We start from the raw sequence: 21,523 nt of genomic DNA, 5'->3' as shown, positions 1-21,523 counted from the left end.
CTCCTTTCAAGATTCTGTGGGCAGGCGGAAAAAACGCTGTGCAGTTCGTGTCGTGGCGCTGCCTAGTTCAGCTTCGCTGATACCGCGCCACTCGGCAATTTCTTTTACGATCCACGGTAGAAGCGCTGGCTCATGGCGGCGTCCCTTTAGCTTAGCGGGCAGGTTGCGGGGCAGCAGGTAAGGGCAGTCGGTTTCCACCATCAAGCGCTCCAGAGGAATATCATTAACCAGCGGGCGCAAATGATGGCCGCGACGCTCGTCGCAGATCCAGCCGGTCAGGCCAATATGCATATCCAGGTCAAGATAGCCGTGCAGCGTATCGCGGTCAGCGGTAAAACAGTGCACGACAGCGTCGCTGATATCATCGCGCCAAGCGGTGAGTATTTCGCGCATTCGCACGCCTGCATCACGCTCGTGTAAAAAAAGCGGCAGGCCACTTTCCACGCCCAGCGCCAGCTGCGCTTCAAACGCATGCTCTTGTTCGGCTGGTGTGGAAAAGTTGCGATTAAAATCCAGCCCGCACTCGCCCACTGCAACGACCTGGGGTAACGCATGTAGCGCCTTCATCTTGTGCGCCAGTTCTGTACTCCAGCCGCTGGCATCGTGCGGGTGAACGCCCGCCGTTGCATACAAGCCTGGGTATTGCTTCGCAAGGTTTACCGCCTGCTCGGCATGGGCCAAGTCTGTGCCGGTCACAATCAGCGTTTTGACCTGTGCCGCCTGAGCGCGCGCAATAACATCGTCAAGATCGCGATCAAAGCTCTCGTGCGTCAAATTAGCGCCGATATCCACCAGCGGTGAAGGAGAACGAAACTGAAGCGCTTCAGGTAAAAAACTATCGACAGTCGATGAAGCCAAGCGTCACTCCTTTGTCGAGAAAGTAAAAACGTCGAAAAAGCAAAAACGCCATTGTAACGCTAAGCGCAAGTATCGACTAATGCGCGAAGATTCCCTCGGGTGTCAGCAGCGAATGGCACGAATTGCAAAAAATCTGGCTTGATAGGTAAACAGGCGAAAGGTGTTTACTCCTACTATGGAGAAAGCCATGCACTAAAGCGTACTTAAGGCTTATCCAATAACAACAACACATAGGTAAAACGCTATGCGACTATCACGCCATTTTGCTATTTCCACCCTATCTTCAGCGGTTCTACTAGCGAGCTACATGCCAGGCGTCGCTGCGAACGAGGGTATTTCTGACAATGAGATCCGCATTGGATACTTAGCCGACATGTCAGGTGTCTACCGTGACCCGATCGGGCCGCTAGGGCAAGACGCTATTGAAATGGCAATTGAAGATATAGGCGGTAGTGTGCATGGCGCTAAAGTGGTGGTCTTTAGTGCGGATGACCGTAACAGCCCTGATGTGGGATCGAGTGTTGTACGCGAGTGGATTGATGAGCGTAACGTCGATATGGTCACGGGGTTGGTCGCTTCATCGGTCACATTAGCCGCTGTCAAACTACTCGAAGACGCCGATAAGCTGGGTTTGGTGAACGGTGCTGTTTCGTCAGGCGTTACGAATGAGCACTGTTCTCTCAACCATATTCATTGGGTTTACGATACCTGGGCCATGTCCAACGGAACGGCCAAGGCGATTACCCAAGAAGGATACAAAAACTGGTACCTGCTAAGTGCAGACTATTCGTTTGGCCATTCGCTTGAAGCAGACGTTGAGCGCGTTGTCACACAAAACGGTGGCACGGTGGTTGGTCGTGCCAGACACCCCTTCCCAAATAATGATTTCTCTTCATTCATGCTGCAGGCCCAGGCATCGGGTGCTGACGTAATCGCATTAAATAATGCCGGAGGCGACACTATCAATGCGGTGCAAACAGCCGGTGAGTTTGGCATCACGCAGGCAGGGCAAATCCTCGCCGGCATGGTGTTATTCAGTACGGATGTGCGAAGTATCGGTTTAGCCAACGCCCAGGGGCTGCAATTTACCAAAGCATGGTACTACGACTTAAATGATGAGACCCGCGCATGGGCTGAACGCTTCCGGGAGCGCACCGGCAGCATGCCTACCATGGTGCATGCAGGGCTTTACTCAAGCACCCGCCATTATCTGGAAGCCATCGAAGCCACAGGCACTGACAATACCCAATTAGTACGCCAACAAATGGTGGATACACCGATCAACGATATTTTCGCGACCAATGGCTACATTCGTGAAGACGGACGTATGGTGCATGACATGTACCTTGTTGAAGTGAAAACCCCCGAAGAATCTGCAGACGAAGACGACCTCTTTCGCATTGTGCGCACGATTCCTGCAGAAGAGGCATTTCGGCCGCTTTCTGAGAGCGTATGCCCATTGGTGAATAGCTGAAGTGTTGCCAACGAAACAAAAACATAAAGGTCTTGGCATGTCTGATACACATTTGATTCAGAGAAATACGATTGGCGCTGCGTTAAATCGTAGTGCTCGAAAATATTCACAGCAGCCCGCGCTGACGTTTGGCGAACGTATATGGAGCTATCAAGCTCTTAACGACGCTGCTAATAATGTGGCTAATAGCCTGTTAGCGGCTGGTCTTGCCCCCGGTGACCGGCTGGCCGTATACGGTAAAAACTCGGATGCCTACGTAATTGCCTGGCTGGCTGCCACCAAGGCAGGCCTTGTGCATGTGCCTATCAACTTTGCGCTGAGCAGCGATGAGCTGCGCTATATCCTTGAACAGTCTGGAGCGAAGGGGCTGCTTAGTGATATTTCCCTGGCAGAAAAAGTCGCGCAGGCAACACAAGATTTCGGATTGGTGCTAAGTGGAACGCTGCATGCCGCAAATCCTACCCCCCAGGAAAGCAGTTTTGACGTATTGGCCATGGCGTGTTCAACGCAGGCAACAAATGAGCCAGAGGTGGCGCTGGAGGGGGCTAGCTTAGCGCAATTACTCTACACCTCGGGTACAACCGCGGCGCCAAAAGCCGCAATGATGAGTCACCAAGCGTTAATGGCTGAATATATGGCGTGTATGGTGGAGCTGGATATAACGGGCAGTGAGGTGATGCTGGCAGCGCTGCCGCTTTATCATTCGGCACAGATGCATGTCTTTTTAATGCCAGCTTTGCTATTAGGCGCATCCGTTTATCTACTGGAAGCGCCGCTGCCTGAGAGTTGCCTTTATGCTATTGCCGAACAAAAAATTGCCTCGTTCTTTGCTCCTCCCACGGTTTGGATCAGCCTGTTACGCCATGCCAATTTTGATCAGTTTGATTTAACCAGTCTGAAAAAGGCTTATTACGGCGCCTCTATTATGCCGGTACCGGTACTGCAAGAAATGCAGCAGCGTTTCCCTGGCGTTGGGCTTTATAACTGTTATGGACAGAGCGAAATTGCGCCTCTGGCGACGGTCTTGCGACCAGAAGAGCATCTTGAGCGCCCCGCCTCCGCCGGGAGGCCAATATTAACGGTCGAAACCCGAATAGTGGATCTGGAGTTGAATGATGTTGCGCCTGGTGAACACGGCGAAATTGTTCACCGTTCTCCGCAATTGATGACGGGGTATTGGGATAAGCCCGAAATGACTACAGAGGCTTTTCAAGGCGGCTGGTTTCACTCCGGCGACATGGGGTATTTCGATGCAGAAGGGTACTTATATGTTGTTGATCGTATAAAAGATGTCATTAATACCGGTGGCATATTGGTGGCCAGCCGCGAAGTGGAAGAAGTGCTGTTTAAACATCCCGCAATTTCGGAAGTAGCAGTAGTTGGCCTGCCTGATGACAAGTGGATTGAAGCTATTACGGCAGTGGTAGTAGTGAAGGAGGGACAATCCGTTAGTGAAAGCGAGCTTATCCATCATGCCAAAAGCTCAATAGCTCCTTATAAAGTCCCCAAGCGAGTGGTGTTTGCAGAAGCGTTACCAAAAAGTACCGCCGGTAAAATTCTTAAACGTCATTTGCGTGAAGAGCTCAAGGAGTAAACATGGACGAGCAAGCGACGGGGCTGTTTCACTCCATGATTTCGCGCTGTTTAGCGCAAGAAGTCGCTCCTTTCTATGAACAGTGGGAAGCCGAGGGTGAAATACCTCGTAGCCTTTGGAGAGCGTTAGGAGCCGCAGGTTTTTTGGGGATCGACCTAGATGAGACTTATGGCGGCGCAGGCGCGGATATCGCTATTACTCAGTTGGCACTAGAAGAGATTTCTCGGCAAGGCTTTGGTGGGCTTGCCAGCGCCTACAATATTCACGCCAACATCGTAATGCCTTACTTACAAAATTTAGGCACAAGCGATCAGTGTCAAAAATGGTTACCTGCTATGGTGCAAGGCGAGTGTTTAGGAGCCATCGCCATGAGTGAACCCCACGCAGGTAGTGATTTGGCCGCGATGAAAACCCGCGCTACCAAAACCCCTGAAGGCTGGGTATTGAACGGCAGTAAGCTGTTTATTACCAATGGCCAGGTGGCGGATATGGTGATTGTATGCGCAAAAACCGATCCGAGTGCAGGAGCAAAAGGGGTCTCATTGTTTTTAGTGGACACTTCGTTGCCTGGCTTCTCGCGTGGTAAACCCATTAAAAAGATTGGCCAGCATGCCAGCGATACGGCGGAGCTGGCGTTTGATCAGCTGGAGCTTACCAATGATGCCCTGCTCGGCGATGAAGGCGCCGGTTTCCGCTATCTAATGCAAGAACTTCTACGTGAGCGTTTAGGGGTGGGCGCTCAAGCGCTGGGGGCGGTCGAGGGCGCTCTGGCATTGACTCTTGATTATGTTGCCCAACGCCAAGCTTTTGGCCAACGGGTGGCCGATTTTCAGAATACCCGCTTTACGCTGGCAGAAATTAAAGCACAGCTTGATATGGCACGTGCCTACTTTAATCACTGTGTTGCCAAGTATCGCCAGGGCAGCATGAGCAGTACCGATGCGGCAATCCTGAAATTACAGCTAAGTGAGTTGCAGTGTCGCGCCGTTGATCGCTGCCTGCAGTTATTTGGCGGCTACGGTTATACCCACGAATACCCAATTTCAAGATTTTATTTGGATGCACGTGTGCAAACGATCTATGCCGGAAGCTCTGAAATCATGAAAGAAATTGTGGCGCGCTCACTGTTGGGTAAAGCGGCTTGATTGATCCTTGCTACGTGAATACCTGCATGACACTAGGAGATCTTTATGCGGCTTGATGATGTGGTGATTTTAGAGGGAGCCCGTACTGCTATTGGCGATTTTAACGGATCGCTTTCGTCTATGGCGCCTTATGAGCTGGGCGCAATCACGGCGAAAGAGGCATTATTGCGTGCGAATGTCTCAGGTGACGATATCGACCACGCGGTGTATGGCCATATTATTACCACCGGCCCACAAGATGCTTATCTGGCACGGCACATCGCCTTGAAAGCTGGTGTTCCCAAGGAAGCTGGCGCGTTTAATGTCAACCGGCTGTGTGGCTCTGGCGTTCAGGCGGTCATCTCTGCTGCCCAGCAGATTGTCATGGGGGATAGTCGGTTAGCGCTAGCGGGTGGTGCCGAATCGATGTCGCGGGGCGCTTATTTACTGCCGCCGCAAGCGCGTAATGGCATCCGCATGGGTGATATAGCCGTACAAGATTTGACTCTAGGTGTGCTTAGCGACCCGTTTGGTAGCGGGCATATGGGAGTGACCGCTGAAAATATTGCCCAGCAGTATGGTTTAACCCGTGAACAGCTGGATCAGTTTGCACTTGAAAGCCATCAAAAAGCTGCCCGGGCAACGGAGGAAGGTCGCTTTGCGGCACAAATAGTGCCGGTTGACGTTGTGCAGGGCAAGCAATCCGTTCGCTTTGCCGAGGATGAGCATGTGCGCAGTGGCATCCAACTGGCAGATTTAGCCCGTTTAAAACCTGCCTTTCAAAAAGAGGGCCGAGTAACCGCAGGCAATGCATCGGGAATTAACGATGGGGCAGCAACACTGGTACTTGCCCATATTGATGAAGCGAAGCAGAGAGGACTAACGCCCAAGGCGCGCCTGCGCGTGGCAACGACTGCCGGTGTGGAGCCCTCGCTTATGGGGCTAGGGCCTATCCCGGCTGTTAAGCGCTGTTTGCAGCAAGCCGGGTTGAGCATTCATGATATTGATGTGATTGAATCCAACGAAGCATTTGCCGCTCAAGCGCTTGCCGTTGCCCAGCACCTTGAGTTTCCTCTGGATAAGCTTAATCCCAATGGCGGTGCCGTTGCCCTTGGCCATCCGGTTGGCGCAACCGGTGCGATATTAATTCTTAAAACCATACATGAGCTTGGGCGAATCAACGGGCGTTTCGGTCTGATCACTTTGTGTATTGGCGGAGGGCAAGGCATTGCGCTGTTAATTGAGCGTTGGTAATGACCTATACCCAGACAATAATAAAATCTAAGGAGCTTTTTATGCCGACGGTAACACCAAAAATCCTACCAGCTGCGCCTAGCGCGACGAACCCGCCGCTAATGATTGGCGACTTGCTTGATTCAGGGCTTCGTATGGCGGGCAATAACCAGATTGTTTATCGTGACCAGCGTCGGCATAGCTATCAAATCTTTCGTGAGCGGGTGCATCAGCTTGCCCATGTATTGTCCGCTCAAGGCGTTAAAGCCGGGGACGTAGTGGCCGTGTTGGACTGGGATAGCCACCGCTATTTAGAGTGTTTTTTCGCGATTCCCATGATTGGCGCTGTACTGCATACCGTCAATGTCCGGCTCGCCCCCGAGCAGATTCTTTATACCATGGAGCATGCGGAAGACGTTTTTGTATTAGTGCACGAAGACTTTGTACCGCTTTTGGAGCCCCTGGCTGAAAAGCTGCCCCGTGTACGTGGCTATCTACTATGCCAAGAGACTTTAAGCCCCGTTAGCACATCGCTGCCTCTAGCGGGGGAGTATGAGAGCCTGCTAAGCGAGCAGCCTCACGATTATGAATTTCCCACCTTTGATGAAAATGCAGTCGCAACGCTGTTTTACACTACCGGCACAACGGGCAACCCTAAAGGGGTCTTTTTTACTCATCGGCAGTTAGTGTTACATACCCTGGGTGAGGCGAGTACATTTCAGGTGCCGGGTTTCGCGCTACTCAACCGCGATAAGGTGTATATGCCGATCACCCCGATGTTTCATGTTCATGCCTGGGGTGTGCCTTATACCGCCACATTGCTTGGGGCCACACAGGTCTACCCAGGGCGTTACGAACCTGAAATGCTCGTGGCGTTACTGGTCAATGAGAAGGTCGATTTTTCCCATTGCGTGCCCACGTTGTTGAATATGGTGGTGAGTTCCGAAGCCGTCGCCTCAAAGCGCGTTGATCTCTCGGGTTGGAAAGTACTGGTTGGCGGCAGCGCGTTGACACAATCACTGGCACGGCGTGCCTGGGAGTTGGGAATCGATACGCGCAGTGCTTACGGTATGTCGGAGACCTGCCCACTTTTAACGGCCGACATCTTGCCTTTTCACATTGAGCAGGCGGATTTTGATACCCAGCTTCCATGGCGGTGTAAAGCAGGGCTGCCGATACCACTGGTAAAACTGCAGGTGGTTGATCCAGACGGCCAACCGCTACCTCATGATGGTAAAAGCGTTGGTGAAGTGCGGGTGCAGGCACCTTGGTTAACTCAGGCTTATTACAAAGAAGAGGCGCGCAGTAAAGATCTATGGCGCGATGGCTGGTTGCATACGGGGGACGTCGCAACACTGGATGAAAGCGGCTTTTTATCGATTAGCGACCGTATTAAAGATGTGATTAAGACGGGTGGGGAGTGGCTCTCATCGCTGGAAATTGAGAGCTTCATTAGCCAATGCCCTGGCGTAGCCGAAGTCGCGGTTATTGGGGTGGCGGATGAAAAATGGGGAGAGCGGCCTGCTGGACTTGTGGTTCCTAGCGATCTTAACAACCCACCGACCACACAAGACGTAACAGAATTTTTGGAACAGTTTGTAGCACAGGGAAAGCTTAATCGCTGGGCAATTCCCACAATGATCCGGTTTGTCGATGAGATTCCTAAAACGAGCGTCGGTAAGCTGGATAAGAAGCGTATACGTTCCGAATTATAATTAATTAACTGCCAGCCCCGTCGTTCGTGCTTTGCGGTACGCGGCGGGTGAATTGCCGGTCCAGGTTTTAAACGCCCGGCTAAAGCAGGCCAAGTCTTCAAACCCTAGCGCTTCAGCGATATCTATTAAAGGTTTTTCACTTCGCGTCAGTGCCTGCACGGCATAGTCACGCCGGTACTCATCTTTTACTGCCTGAAAGTGAGTACCTTCCTGCTGAAGGTGGCGCGATAAGGTACGCACTGACATATGCAGAGCACGAGCAACGTGTTGCACGCTGCCTGAGGTTGCTAAATGGCGGGCAAGATGTTCGCGTACCCGGTGGCTAAGCAGCCGATCTTCAAACGATACATAAAACCAATCCGCTGGCGCATGCCGTAAAAAAGCGCCTAGCTGCTGTTTGGTTCGTCGGATTGGATGATCCAGAAGCGTTGAATCTATAGACATCGCCGTTTGGGGCTGGTCGAAACGTACGATACCCGGATAAAAATAAAGATAGTCTGCACTATGAATGGGCTGCGCGTAGGCGCATTCCATCAAGATTGGCGGGATTTTACTGGCGATTAACCACGATGCAATGCCATGAAACAACTTAAGCATTAATTCATGAATTAAAATACGACTGCCCTTTAACGGCGCATGCTCTTTTAGTGCCATGCGCGCCAGGCCATTAGCAACTGAAAACTGATAGCTAAAGTCATCAAGTAAAATATGGAAGAACTGCGTATAACGGTGCAGCGCCACCTGTAAGTTTGGTGCATCCAGCATGCTTAAGCAGAGCAGTTTAAGCGTGCCGCCACGAAGCGGACGAGCAAAGAAACACGGTGTTTCATCGTCTAGGTCAAACACCAGAAGACGATAGAGTTCGGCAAACTGCTCAACGGTGACTCGACCATGAGGGGCATCAATTAAAAAAGGCGAAATGCCAGCTTTTGCCAAATAATGAGCACGTGGCTTTGTTGTGGCAGGTAGGCCACAAAAGAGTTGGTTAACAAAATGCATCGAGACGGTAACGGTCACTACGTGTTCGCCTCCCTGGTCTTTATCTCAAACGTTAGCACGATGATGCATTTGGCTCTATAAGGACCACGCGCGTAATGAGTGCATGCGTTACACTGTGCGCCTCACGACGAAGGAGGATACTGCGTGACCTTGTTACGACTTGAACAGCTGCAACTTGCCTACGGCACCCAAGTACTATTGAACCGCGCCGATCTTACGGTAGAAAAAGGCGAGCGGCTGGCGCTGGTCGGGCGCAACGGCACCGGTAAATCTACGCTTTTAAAGTTGGTCGCTGGTGATATTCAGGCGGACGACGGTTCGATCTGGCGGGCGCCGGGCCTGAAAATAGGCGTACTGGCTCAGGAACTGCCTGAGTCTTCGGGCATGACCATTTTCGATATGGTGGCCCAGGGGTTGCCGGAAGCAGGCGAGCTGCTCTCCGAGTACGATCATCTTATCAATGATCCCGACCCTGACATGGATCGCATGGCGACTTTGCAAACGCGCCTGGAAGCCATCGATGGCTGGTCGTTTCATCAACGTATCGACACGGTGCTTACCCGCCTGGGCCTGCCGCCCGCTGCTGAAATGAGTTCGCTCTCCGGTGGCTGGCGTCGGCGTGTGGCGTTGGCTCGCGCATTGGTCTCCGAGCCGGATCTGTTGCTGCTCGATGAACCGACCAACCACCTGGATCTGGATACGATTGCCTGGCTTGAAGAGCAGCTCTTGGCGTTTAACGGCGCGGTGCTGCTGATTACCCACGACCGGGCATTCCTCTCCAAATTGGCGACCAATATTTTGGAGCTGGATCGCGGTCAGCTGGGACGCTACCCCGGTAAGTATGAAGAGTACCAGGCCCGCAAGCAGCATGAGCTTGAAGTAGAAGCGCGGGAGAACGCCGAATTTGATAAAAAGCTGGCGCAGGAAGAGGCCTGGATACGTCAAGGCGTCAAGGCGCGGCGTACCCGCAATGAGGGCCGTGTTCGCGCACTTGAAGCCATGCGCAACGAGCGCAGCCAGCGACGCGAACGTCAGGGCACGGCCAATCTAACCGTGGATCGCGGCGAGCGTACCGGCAAGCGGGTTGTTGAGCTTAAAGGCGTTACCCAGCGGTTTGGCGATGATGTGATCCTGAGCAACGTCAACCTTGAAGTAATGCGGGGTGATCGTATTGGCTTCTTGGGCCGCAATGGTGCGGGCAAGACAACGCTACTCAAAATTCTGCTTGGCGAACTTGAGCCAACCGAAGGTAGCGCACAGCTGGGTACCAACCTGAAAGTGGCCTATTTTGACCAGCTGCGTGCCGGGCTTGAGCTGGAAAAAACCGTTTATGACAACGTGGCCCAGGGCAGTGACCGGGTAAGCGTTGGCGGTAAAGACCGCCATGTGATGAGCTACCTGCAGGACTTCCTGTTTACCCCTGAGCGCGTGCGCCAGCCGGTCAAAGCGCTCTCGGGCGGTGAATCCAATCGCCTGCTGTTGGCCAAGCTGTTTACTCAGCCGGCCAATGTGTTGGTGCTTGATGAGCCGACCAACGATCTGGATATGGAAACCCTGGAGCTGCTTGAAGAGCTGCTGCTTGATTTTGATGGCACGCTGCTGCTGGTGTCTCACGATCGAACCTTCATGGATAACGTCGTGACCAGCATGCTGGCCTTTGAAGGCGAAGGTAAGGTACGAGAATACGTCGGTGGCTATACCGACTGGATTCGTCAGGGTGGAACGCTTCCCCCTGCACCCTGGGAGGGGGCGGCCCGTCAGAAAACGGAACCTACCTCATCAGCACCGGCTAAAAAGGTTGAGGCGCCTGCGGCTGCGCCGGCCAAGAAGACGGTTAAGCTGTCTTATAAGCTGCAGCGTGAGCTGGACGCGCTGCCCGCAGAGATTGAGCGTCTAGAAAGCGAGGTTGAAACCCTGGAGCAGGAGATTGGTGATCCGGCTTTTTATCAACAGGACGCTAGTCATGTAACCGCAAGACTTCAAGCGCTTGAGGCTGTTCAGCAATCGCTGGAAACCGCAATGGAGCGTTGGATGGAACTTGAGGCAATGGTTGCAGGTGATTAAAAAAGAAGGCGCCGCAAGGCGCCTTCTTTTATGTTCCTGGGGATACGTTTTACAGCGTTAGCTCACGCCTTACTCGACGCTTTTTTCACCCTTGTTGCCAACACGTACGGCAAGCACGTCACATTGAGCGCCGTGTAACACTCCGGTCGAAGTAGACCCCAGCAGTAGGGCAAAGCCATGTCGGCCATGGGAGCCTACCACGATTAAATCGACATCATGGTCAGCGGCAAAACGGTGAATTTCAGTATCCGGCATGCCTACCACAACGTGCTGGTCGGCTGGCGCGATATGCGGAGTGGCAATTTCGGCCAGGCGCGATTTGGCGTGCTCATCCAACTGGTCTTGTATGCTGGTAAGATCCATCGGAATATCGCCGCCATAGGCAAAACCGAGAGGCTCCAGGGTATGCATGATGGAAATTTTGGCGCCGTTATTGCGTTCAGCAATCACCACAGCGCGTTCCAGAACTTTGTGAGAGTCCTTGGTTAAATCGACGGCAACTAGAATATGGCGGTAGCTCATGACACTTCTCCTCAGCAGTGAGTAACAAAGAAATCGCTTTGTTTAATAATTATTACTTTAGGTGGCGTACCTTGTCTTCACAACGACCTGCGTCATGGTTTTTTTAAGTAGCTAAGTTAGTGTGGCTTAAGTGAGGTTAAAGTAGCAATGGAATGGTTAATAATTATCTTTGTTTTGATCTTCGTCTCAGCGCCGGTCATGTGGCTAAAACCTAGCCCGCGCCAAAAACGCCAAGGGGTATTACGCAACTGTGCCGCTGATTATGGCATTAGCGTTAAGCTTGAAAAGCCACCGCTGCATCATTTTAAAGGTCTGATGCCAGCCTACCGGTGGTATTACCCGCAAGCAGCCCCAGGCCCTGATTTTTTACTGGTGCGTGACAGTAATGCAAGCAGTGCGCTGGAGCGTTACTGTGCCGGATGGCGCTGGCGCATCGCACCGCTGCGACCCTTGCCGCAAGCGGCAGAGCAAATTTTGAAGGAGCTGCTTGAGCGCTTGCCTCAGGATGCACTGGTCGTGGAGTCTAGCTCAACCGGGTTGGCGCTATGGTGGTGGGAATCACAGACGGCGGAGCGTTTGAGGGTCTACGCAGCTGCATTCGATCAGCTGCGTAGTGAGCTTGGAGGGTTAGCGGACGATCCGATCCAAAAAGGGTTTGATGCACCTAATCGTGATGCCTCCCTCATTCCTTGATTAAGCGGGTGTTGAGGAGGCCATTGAAGAAGCCTGCGTCTCAGGCGGTGTCTCCTGGTCGCGGGCTTGGATGGCAAGTCCGTTAGATTCAATAATGGTCAGCCACTCATCCAACTGCTCAATATTTTCATCACTCAAGCCTGCCAGCATCTCAGTGCGTGCTTCTTTGGCAACGCTATCAATCTGCTCAAGAAGCGGCATGGCATCTGGAGTAAGGAAAATGCGCTTGCTGCGACGGTCGCTGTCACAGGCGCGTCGCTCAACCAGACCCTGTTCTTCAAGCTGACCAAGTGTACGCACCAGTGAAGGCGCTTCTACGCCAATCACACGGGCCAGATCACACTGTGGATGGCCTTCACCCAAACGCCAGATATGATACAACGTGACCCAGCGCGTTTGGGTTAGCCCCAGCGGGGCCAGCCTGCGATCCAAAATCGAACGCCACAAATGCGGCAGGCGTGCAAGACGAAAACCAATCGATGAAGCCATGGGCAACTCGCTACTAAAAAGTGAGAGGATGAATTGTCATAAGCAATGGCTCTGATTGCAAGCATAGGTCAACTTAGTCATCCATTGATACCTCGGAATTATCCCGCCCGCCGGGCACAAACCGGCGTAGATTAAGCCCGCTCAAACCGCTGGGGCGAATAGTACTATCCGCTATGGAGGCTTTTTGCGGGTCTTCCGATACCGTAAAACGGATAAGCCCCAAGCGCTGGCCGCTATCGGTCATGATATCCACTCGCCAGTCGCCGGTGGGGTCTTCCGGGAAATTAAGCTTATGACTCCACGCTCGATAGCCCTGCTCGCGGCCACCATTAATATCCAGCGTGACGATATCCAGGGGCTCACCATTGTGCCGCCAGGCATGGTAGATCGTTTCGCTCAAGCCGCGCGGGGCGCGTATGGCGGTATAGACATACAGGCCGTTTTCACGAATAGCCTGTGGAGTAAGCGCGATCGAGCCCTGAGGCGTGCGCTGTTGAATATTGAGCGCAGGAGAAAGCGCGCTGCTGGTCATCCAGAGGCTCGCGGGCGGCACCCAGATGCGACCTAGCCAGGCAGCATAAGCAAGCACTAGCGTTAACCCTAAAAAGGCGCACCAGCGCTTTAACGAGCGACGTTTAAGTAAATGCCAAAAGCTGGGCAGCGCAACCAGCACCATCAGCGACATCGCCAGAAAAAGGCTTTGGCCGGTGGTGAGGTGCAGCATGATCGGTAGCGTCACCAGCACTACTAAAAAAACGCAAAGCGCATGAAAAACAAAATACAGGCTGCGCCACCGGCCAGCGACTTTGTAATACAGTGGATCAATAATCGAGAGCAGCGCCATTACCACCACAAATAAAGCAAACAGGGTTTGTCCGCTGTTCCATACCGTGGTAATTAAAATAAACGGCAGCGTGAAAAACAGCGTTTCCTGGTGAATCATCTGGGCAATAAAGGTGGTGGCACCCCTGGGCAGGGTAGGGTGCCCGCGCCGCGCTAACCAACGGCCAATCAAGCTTTCGGAAAGTAATAGCACCCAGGTAAACAGCAGGCCAAGCGCCAGGGCCGCGCCTAGCCACTGCTGGCGGTCAACCAAGAAAAAACTACCCAGCCCCGCGGCAAACGCCATCGGTGGCCATAGCCAGCTCCAGGGTTTTAGCCGCTCGATCAAACGCTCAACAAATTGTTGAATAGCGTTGACACGCGAAGGTGTTAGCAGTGCGCCCATAAAATATAAGACTCTAAAATAAAACGACCATGATCCTTGGGTTCTCGACAAAAGTCGACGCTCGGCATGCAATAGCCTGAAAGTGTCCTCAATAGCGAACGATAAACGCTTAAAACGGGTCGCAATAAGGCGGGGATTAGCCAAAAGTCAGGGCTTGACGTTGTTCGATTACTCAACCAAGCTAATGCTATCAAACGACCGTATGAAATGTTCGGCGAACCTGCTGAGAACTTGCTGACAGGGCGCCAGTTCAACTTGTGGAGAGAGCACGGATGATCTATCAAGGCAACGCCATCACGGTGGAGCGTCGTGACACCCTGGGTGGCCATCATATCGCACGGCTCATTTTTGATTTAAAAGATGAGTCCGTAAACAAGCTTTCCAGCGCTGTTGTTACCGAGCTTGGAGAGGCCGTTAGCGCTCTTCAGGCGGAAAACGACTTGCAGGGCCTGATGATTGGTAGCGGCAAAGACGCGTTTATCGTCGGGGCGGATATCACCGAGTTTCACAGCCTGTTTACCAAGGGTGAAGCGTACCTTGAGGAAATGAACCTCAAGGTACACGATATTTTTAATGCGATTGAAGATCTTCCTTTCCCAACCGTTTCGGCCATCAATGGCCTTGCCCTCGGCGGCGGTTGTGAAGTGCTGCTCACTACCGATTTTCGCGTAATGAGCGAAAAAGCCAAGATTGGTCTACCCGAAACCAAACTGGGTATTCTCCCGGGTTGGGGCGGCTGTGTGCGCTTACCGCGGTTGATCGGCGCTGACAATGCGGTTGAGTGGATTGCCGGTGGTACCGAAAACCGCGCCGATGCGGCTTTGAAAGTAGGCGCTGTGGACGCAGTGGTTAGCGCCGAACAGCTAGACGAGGCGGCGCTGGATATTCTCGACCGCGCCAATAACGGTGAGCTTGATTATCAGGCGCGTCGCGCAGAGAAAAAAGGCCCGCTTAAGCTCAACGCCATTGAGCAGATGATGGCGTTTGAAACCGCCAAAGGATACGTCGCGGGTAAAGCCGGTCCGCACTATCCCGCGCCGATCGAAGCCATCAAGGTTATTCAAAAAGGGGCGGGTGAAGAGCGCGGCCGCGCCCAGGCCATCGAAGCGAAAGCCTTTGCCAAGCTGGCGATGAGCAGCGTGGCCTTTAACCTGGTCGGTCTGTTCATGAACGATCAGGTGGTGAAAAAGAAAGCTGGCAAGTATGAAAAGCAGGCCCAGCCGGTCAAGCAAACGGCGGTACTGGGGGCGGGTATCATGGGCGGCGGTATCGCCTACCAAAGCGCTTCCAAAGGTACCCCCATCCTGATGAAAGACATCAAGGATGAGGCCATTGAGCTGGGCTTGAAAGAAGCTCGCAAGCTGTTTGGCAAACAGGTAGAGCGTAAAAAACTCACCAATGAGCAAATGGCCGAAAAGCTGACCAACATCCGCCCCACGCTTTCCTACGGTGATTTCGGCAATGTCGATCTGGTCGTCGAAGCCGTGGTGGAAAATCCCAAGGTTAAAGACGCGGTGTTGACCGAAGTCGAAGGCATGGTGAGCGAAAATACTATCCTTGCATCCAATACCTCGACGATTTCGATCAACCGCTTGGCCCAGAACCTTAAGCGTCCGGAAAACTTCTGCGGCATGCACTTTTTCAACCCCGTGCACCGTATGCCGTTAGTTGAAGTTATTCGCGGTGAGAAAACCTCTGACGCCGCGGTTGCTGCTACGGTTGCCTACGCCCGCGCGATGGGTAAAACGCCGATTGTGGTTAACGACTGCCCAGGCTTTCTGGTTAACCGCGTGTTGTTCCCCTATTTTGGCGGTTTCAGCTTCCTGGTAGAGCAGGGCGCCGACTTCCAGCGCGTTGATAAAGTCATGGAAAAATTTGGATGGCCAATGGGTCCTGCTTACCTGCTGGATGTGGTGGGTATGGACACAGCGGTTCACGCCAATGAAGTGATGGCAGAAGGCTTCCCTGATCGTATGGCGCGTGAAGGCAAAACCGCGATTCAGGTGATGTATGAAAACGAGCGCCTGGGCCAGAAAAATGCCAAGGGCTTCTACGCCTACGAAGAGGATAAAAAGGGCAAGCCCAAGAAAGTGACCGACGAACAGGCCTACGCGCTAATCAAAGAGGTCGTTAAAGAGCAGAAAGAGTTCTCCGACGAGGACATCATAGCGCGCATGATGGTACCGCTTTGCATGGAAACGGCGCGCTGTCTTGAAGACGGCATCGTTGATACGCCTGCTGAAGCCGATATGGCGCTGATTTACGGAATTGGGTTCCCTCCCTTCCGCGGTGGTGCGCTGCGTTACATTGATGCCATGGGCGTTGCTGAATTCGTCAAACTGGCTGAAGGATTGGCTGAAGAGCTCGGCCCGCTTTATGCGCCGACGGACAAGCTACGCCAGATGGCGCAAAACAACGAGCAGTTTTACACCGCCCCCGGTCAGGCCTAAGTCACCGCGAACAGGAGAAATAAGATGAGTTTGAATCCCAGAGATATCGTGGTGGTCGACGGTGTACGTACCGCCATGGCAAAAGCCAAGCACGGCGCGTTTCGTAACGTTCGTGCGGAAAACCTGTCCGCTGCGGTCATGCAGGCGTTGTTCACACGTAACCCCAATTTAGATCCTTCGGAAGTGGATGATGTGATTTGGGGCTGTGTTAACCAGACTCTTGAGCAGGCCATGAACATCGCGCGTAATGCGGCGATCATGACCGGCATTCCTCGCTCGGTACCGGCGCAGACGGTTAACCGCCTGTGCGGCTCTTCGATGACCGCGCTGCATATTGCGGCGGCGAATATCAAAGCGGGTATGGGCGATTTTTATATCATCGGCGGCGTTGAACATATGGAACACGTGCCCATGGCCCATGGTGTCGATGTGAATCCGGCGATCAGCAAATACGCTGCCAAAGCCTCCATGATGATGGGCCTGACCGCTGAACTACTGGGTAAGATGCACGGCATCACCCGGGAAGATCAGGACAAATTTGGCGTGCGTTCGCACCAGCGTGCTCAGGCGGCAATGGAGAAAGGCTACTTCGATAACGAAATTATCGGTGTTGAAGGTCACGATCAGCGCGGTTTTAAAGTACTGTTCAAAAATGACGAAGTGATCCGCTCCGATGCAAGCCTTGAGTCCATGGCGCAGCTTAAGCCGGTGTTTGATCCACGCAGTGGTACCGTGTCGGCGGGTACGTCGTCAGCGCTTTCAGTGGGCGCTTCGGCCATGGCTATCATGAGCTACGAGCGCGCCCAGGCGTTGGGCCTGGAGCCTATCGCTAAAGTGCTTTCCACCGGTGTGGCAGGTTGTGATGCATCGATTATGGGCTATGGCCCGGTGCCAGCCTCTAAAAAGGCGCTGAAGGCCGCTGGCCTTTCGTCGGATGATATCCAGACCGTGGAGCTTAACGAAGCTTTTGCAGCGCAAAGTCTGCCGGTATTAAAAGACCTGGGCTTCCTGGATGCCATGGATGAAAAGGTCAACCTGCATGGCGGCGCGATCGCACTGGGTCACCCGCTGGGCTGTTCAGGTTCACGTATCAGCACCACGCTATTGAACGTCATGCAGCAGCGCGATACCACGCTCGGCTTGGCGACCATGTGTATCGGCATGGGGCAGGGTGTGGCAACCGTATTTGAACGTTTGAAGTAAGCGAGCGCTTGTAGTAAATAAACGGCATGAAAAGACAAACGGCGCCTTAGGGCGCCGTTTTTTGTGAATAAGGCGCTCAGATAATACCTGCTTCCAGGCTGGCCGCCATTGCCAGTCCCAGCTCCTCGCACTGGTCAATGAATCCTGCTTGAAAGTCTCCCCGACAAATAAGCGGGTCTTGCACCAGCCTCCAGCGCAATCCTTTGGTAATGCTTTCAATGGCCCGCTGGGTGCCGGTGCCATCATGACCAGCCCGAACGTAAAACGCGAACGGCAAGCCCTCGGTTTTATCCAGGCACGGGTAGTAGCACCGATCAAACACATCTTTCATCAAACCCGCCATATAGCCCAGGTTTTCAGTCGTGCCCAGGATAATGGCGCTAGCGGCATTGATGTCGTCAGGCTGTGTTTCAAGCGGGGTAAGAGAGCGTACTTCCACGTTTTCTACGTCGGGATTGGATGCGCCATTAATCACGGCCTCCAACATCTTTTGAGTGTTCTCAGAGGGCGCGTGGGCAATGATCAGCAGTTTCTTGCTTTCAGCCATAGTGGTCTCTACGCAGCGGATAATATGATAGACCGTATCGCAAACGGTAGAGAACAGCCACTGCCGAAAAAGCCAGCCAGTTTGTAAGAAAGCGCGAGGCGGAAGTGCGCTTCTAGATATGCCGCCTCGGCTGGGTTATCGCTTAATCTTCACGAATGGCACGGGCCAGCATGTCGGTCAAAGGTTTTGCGATGTAGCTGGAAAAACTTCTTTCCCCCGTTCGTAGCATCACCTCAGCAGGCATACCGGCGAGTAGCTTCATGGACTCGGTCATGTTTTCTTCACCGGCGCTGGTCACACGCAAGCGGACCTTGTAATAACGTGCCCGGGTAGCCTCATCCTCGAAGCTGTTGGCGCTTACGTGGATAACTTCGCCGTCGATGACATTGGATAAACGCTGGTTGAAAGCGCTGAAGCGAATTTCCGCCGGCTGACCTATGTAAAGGTGATCGACATCATGGTCAGCCACTTTGGCCTCAATAATGAAGCCGACATTAGTCGGCACAATATCAAGCAGCGGGTCGCCAGAGCGGATAACGCCTCCCAGCGTATGCACCATCAGGCCTACCACCGTGCCGGAAACCGGCGCCAGTACCTGGGTGCGGTTTACCTTATCCAGAAGCGCACTCAGACGCTCTTCAGCATCGGCAACTTCGGTCTGGGTCTGGCGTAGCGCCTCGCCTACCTGTTGCTGAAACTCCTGCAGGCGAACCTGCCTTTGCAGCGCGTTCTCGCTGATTTGAGAATGCAGGCGGGCAACTTCAGATGCATGTTGAGCGTTAAAACTCTGGTACTCCAGGCTCTCACGTTCCAGTTCGCGCATTCTCTGACTGCTGATCATGCCTCTTTGAAACAGTTGGCGGTGGCTGGCAGCGTCACCTTCGAGTGAACTGATGCGCCGTTGGTTGATGTTCTGAGTATTGGTCAAGCCTTCTATCTGCTCGTTCATCTGCACAATCTGCTCATCTAGCGAGGCCAGGGTGCTGGATAAAGATTCGCGGCGGGAGTCAAATAAACGGCGCTGGACATCCATTACTTCTTGAACCCGCGGGTTTTCGGATGCGGTCAGCTCCTCAGGAAAGTTGAGCGTCTCAGCATCGCTTAGCTCAGCCAGAAGGCGCACTTCGGTCGCCCGGCTAATCAGATAGTTAGAACGAGTGACCTGCAGCTGAGAGCGCGCCTGGGTATCGTCAAGCACCATCAAGACATCGCCCGCTTCAACGTGGTCGCCGTCCTCAACCAGGATGCGCTCGACGATACCGCCTTCCAGATGCTGCACCGTCTTGGTAAAGCTCTCGACCGAGACAGAGCCTGGCGCAACCACCGAGACGGCCAGGTTGGCGAATACCGACCAGCTGCCAAAACCGCCCACGGCAATAATGAGGATGGCGATACCCAGCCGTCGGTAGCGCCTGTCTTCCAGCGGTAACTCATCGTTTGCCGCTTGCGGCATGCTGAAACCTGGGGGCTTTTGCATATTCATGACTGGGTGTCCTCGCTGCTATTACGGCCGCGTGCACTGGGTTTCAGGGCGGCCACGCGCTGGGGTTGCACAGGGCGATTTCCATCGGCGGTCATCTTGGTGACGGGCGCCATTCGAGTAGGCGGTTTGAGCGAAGAGATCTGGCCTTCTCTAAGCACCAGTACCTTATCGACGTTATGCAGCAGGCGTGACCGGTGGGTAATGATCAGTGCCGTGGTGCCCTCCTGGCGTAGGCGGATCAAACAGTTGGCAAGCGATTGTTCGCCCGCTTCGTCCAGGTTGGCATCCGGTTCATCCAGTACTATCAGCACTGGCTGGCCATATAGCGCCCGTGCCAGGCCGATGCGCTGGCGCTGGCCTGCCGAAAGAGCGTTTCCGCCATGGGATAACCACGTGTCGTACCCGTTGGGTTGCTCCAGAATCATTTCGTGAACACCCGCCCGCTGTGCCGCGAGCACTACCGCCTGGGCATCTACTTCATCGAAGCGGGCAATATTCTCAGAGATGGTGCCGTCGAACAGCTCGATATCTTGGGGCAGATAACCGATGTGAGCGCCTAACGCTGCGCGGTTCCACTGGGTGATATCGGCGCCATCAAGGCGCACACACCCAAACTGGCTTGGCCAGATGCCAAGTACCACGCGGGCCAGCGTTGTCTTGCCTGATGCGCTGTGGCCAACGACGGCCAGATGCTCTCCTTTGGCAAGCACCAGGTTGATATCGCGTAGCGTCGCTAACTTCTGCCCGGGAGGTGCTGCGGTCACGCCCTCTAGCACGAGGCGCCCTTTGGGCTTGGGAAGCGGCATACGCGGCTCTTCAGCTGGAATGGTATGAAGCAGCTCTTCAAGGCGGGCGCGTGCGGTACGGGCACCGGAGTAGCCCTTCCAACCATTGATCATCTGATCAATAGGCGCCAGCGCGCGTCCCATCAGGATAGACCCGGCAATCATCATGCCGGGGGTTAAGTCGCCGGCCAGTACCAGATAAGCGCCCAAGCCTAGAATCAACGACTGGAACATCAGTCTGAGCACTTTAGAAGTGTTGGTTATCAAACCGGCCCGGTCGCTGGCTTTGGATTGTAGAACCAGATACTCGCGATGCCGCGCGCTCCAGCGACCCATGATGCCGGGCAGCATACCCATGGCGTGAAGCACTTCAGCGTTTCTAAGGTTGCTGTTAGCTAAGTCCTGAGCGAGTACGTGCTGGCTGTTGGCGTCGTTTAACAGCGATTTGGTAATCATCTCGTTGATAACGGCCAATGCCGCCAGAATAATCCCGGCGCCTAGGGCGAAAAGCCCGAACCATGGATGAAACATCGCCAGAACGGCGATATAGATAGGCACCCAGGGCGCGTCGAAAAAGGCAAACAGGCCGTTGCCGGAAAGAAATTGGCGCAGCGTTGTAAGGTCATTTAGCGGCTGAGCCGAAGGCTTACCGGGCATCATCAGAGTGCGTTTGAACATCGCGGAATAAAGCCGCTGACTAATCAGTACATCAAGCCGGTTGCCAACCCGCACCAGGATTCGAGAGCGCATTAATTCCAACCCGCCCATGACCACAAACAGGAACACCACGACCAGAGTCAGCATCAGCAGCGTTTCCTGGCTGCGCGTGGTAATAACCCGGTCGTAGACCTGCAGCATATAGAGTGGTGGAACCAGCATCAGTAAGTTGATAAACAAACTGAACAGCCCAACGTAGATAAAGCTGCGCCGACAGGTATTCAGCACCTTCTTAAGGTCTGAGTCTTTATATAGCTTCGACATGGCCTAGCTCCAGGGCATTGTTGTAATTGCTCTTGCGGCCCCGTTTCACGACAACGGCAAGGTTAATCTTGCGAGTCTATG

17 protein-coding genes are annotated in these 21,523 nt (G+C 53.6%); 9 read left to right on the top strand and 8 right to left on the bottom strand.

All coding sequences use genetic code 11. The annotated features are described in order from the left end of the window. Positions 1-6: 6 nt before the first annotated feature. The gene (locus D467_RS0110710; protein ID WP_018917522.1) at positions 7-858 is read right to left on the bottom strand and encodes a TatD family hydrolase; all 852 of its coding nucleotides are present in this window, start codon (positions 856-858) and stop codon (positions 7-9) included. A gap of 244 nt (positions 859-1,102) precedes the next feature. On the opposite strand from D467_RS0110710, the gene D467_RS0110705 reads away from it, so the two are divergent. From D467_RS0110705 to D467_RS0110685, 5 genes are read left to right on the top strand one after another with little or no spacing between them, the layout of a single operon-like run. Then, positions 1,103-2,332 (top strand): ABC transporter substrate-binding protein, encoded by a 1,230-nt coding sequence (locus tag D467_RS0110705; protein WP_026285721.1) that lies wholly within the window; start codon positions 1,103-1,105, stop codon positions 2,330-2,332. A 37-nt stretch (positions 2,333-2,369) separates the two neighbouring features. Beyond that, a complete protein-coding gene (locus D467_RS0110700) occupies positions 2,370-3,926 on the top strand; it encodes a fatty acyl-CoA synthetase (RefSeq protein WP_018917520.1) in 1,557 nt (518 codons plus the stop codon). Positions 3,927-3,928: 2 nt separating this feature from the next. Then, on the top strand, positions 3,929-5,071 hold the full coding sequence (locus tag D467_RS0110695) for an acyl-CoA dehydrogenase family protein (protein ID WP_018917519.1): 1,143 nt from the start codon (positions 3,929-3,931) through the stop codon (positions 5,069-5,071). 45 nt (positions 5,072-5,116) lie between these two features. Continuing rightward, positions 5,117-6,304, top strand: coding sequence for a beta-ketothiolase BktB (bktB, locus tag D467_RS0110690; protein WP_018917518.1), 1,188 nt, complete (start codon positions 5,117-5,119; stop codon positions 6,302-6,304). 41 nt (positions 6,305-6,345) lie between these two features. After that, positions 6,346-7,998: a fatty acid--CoA ligase gene (locus D467_RS0110685; protein ID WP_018917517.1), complete on the top strand. Its 1,653-nt coding sequence runs from the start codon at positions 6,346-6,348 to the stop codon at positions 7,996-7,998. On the opposite strand, the gene D467_RS0110680 is transcribed toward D467_RS0110685, so the two are convergent. Continuing rightward, a complete protein-coding gene (locus D467_RS0110680; protein ID WP_018917516.1) occupies positions 7,999-8,997 on the bottom strand; it encodes an AraC family transcriptional regulator in 999 nt (332 codons plus the stop codon). Positions 8,998-9,141: 144 nt separating this feature from the next. Here D467_RS0110680 and D467_RS0110675 point away from each other — a divergent pair, with 144 nt between their 5' ends. Further along, positions 9,142-11,061, top strand: coding sequence for an ATP-binding cassette domain-containing protein (locus D467_RS0110675; RefSeq protein WP_018917515.1), 1,920 nt, complete (start codon positions 9,142-9,144; stop codon positions 11,059-11,061). 69 nt (positions 11,062-11,130) lie between these two features. Here the strand turns inward: D467_RS0110675 and D467_RS0110670 are convergent, their stop codons facing one another. After that, positions 11,131-11,583 (bottom strand): universal stress protein, encoded by a 453-nt coding sequence (locus tag D467_RS0110670; protein ID WP_018917514.1) that lies wholly within the window; start codon positions 11,581-11,583, stop codon positions 11,131-11,133. 147 nt (positions 11,584-11,730) lie between these two features. Here D467_RS0110670 and D467_RS0110665 point away from each other — a divergent pair, with 147 nt between their 5' ends. After that, positions 11,731-12,276: a hypothetical protein gene (locus tag D467_RS0110665; protein WP_018917513.1), complete on the top strand. Its 546-nt coding sequence runs from the start codon at positions 11,731-11,733 to the stop codon at positions 12,274-12,276. Here D467_RS0110665 and slyA read toward each other — a convergent pair whose 3' ends face one another. Together slyA and D467_RS0110655 are read right to left on the bottom strand one after the other, a co-directional pair. Then, positions 12,277-12,765, bottom strand: coding sequence for a transcriptional regulator SlyA (gene slyA, locus D467_RS0110660; RefSeq protein WP_018917512.1), 489 nt, complete (start codon positions 12,763-12,765; stop codon positions 12,277-12,279). Between the two features lie 73 nt (positions 12,766-12,838). After that, positions 12,839-13,993: a DUF5924 family protein gene (locus tag D467_RS0110655; RefSeq protein ID WP_018917511.1), complete on the bottom strand. Its 1,155-nt coding sequence runs from the start codon at positions 13,991-13,993 to the stop codon at positions 12,839-12,841. A 272-nt stretch (positions 13,994-14,265) separates the two neighbouring features. On the opposite strand from D467_RS0110655, the gene fadB reads away from it, so the two are divergent. Together fadB and fadA are read left to right on the top strand one after the other, a co-directional pair. Then, entirely contained in the window at positions 14,266-16,443 is a 2,178-nt protein-coding gene (gene fadB / locus D467_RS0110650; protein ID WP_018917510.1) for a fatty acid oxidation complex subunit alpha FadB, read from the top strand. Between the two features lie 24 nt (positions 16,444-16,467). Next, complete coding sequence (fadA, locus tag D467_RS0110645; protein ID WP_018917509.1) at positions 16,468-17,646, top strand: acetyl-CoA C-acyltransferase FadA; 1,179 nt, start codon at positions 16,468-16,470, stop codon at positions 17,644-17,646. A gap of 76 nt (positions 17,647-17,722) precedes the next feature. On the opposite strand, the gene D467_RS0110640 is transcribed toward fadA, so the two are convergent. From D467_RS0110640 to D467_RS0110630, 3 genes are all read right to left on the bottom strand, one after another. After that, entirely contained in the window at positions 17,723-18,193 is a 471-nt protein-coding gene (locus D467_RS0110640; protein ID WP_018917508.1) for a flavodoxin family protein, read from the bottom strand. A gap of 142 nt (positions 18,194-18,335) precedes the next feature. Then, entirely contained in the window at positions 18,336-19,676 is a 1,341-nt protein-coding gene (locus D467_RS0110635; protein WP_018917507.1) for an HlyD family type I secretion periplasmic adaptor subunit, read from the bottom strand. After that, positions 19,673-21,442: a type I secretion system permease/ATPase gene (locus D467_RS0110630; protein WP_018917506.1), complete on the bottom strand. Its 1,770-nt coding sequence runs from the start codon at positions 21,440-21,442 to the stop codon at positions 19,673-19,675. The genes D467_RS0110635 and D467_RS0110630 overlap by 4 nt, the downstream gene beginning before the upstream one ends. Positions 21,443-21,523 lie beyond the last annotated feature (81 nt).

Source organism: Vreelandella zhanjiangensis DSM 21076, assembly GCF_000377665.1.
Classification (GTDB): Bacteria; Pseudomonadota; Gammaproteobacteria; order Pseudomonadales; family Halomonadaceae; genus Vreelandella; species Vreelandella zhanjiangensis.
Note: the sequence above shows the minus strand (reverse complement) of the source record. Positions and strands in the feature narration are given on the sequence as shown.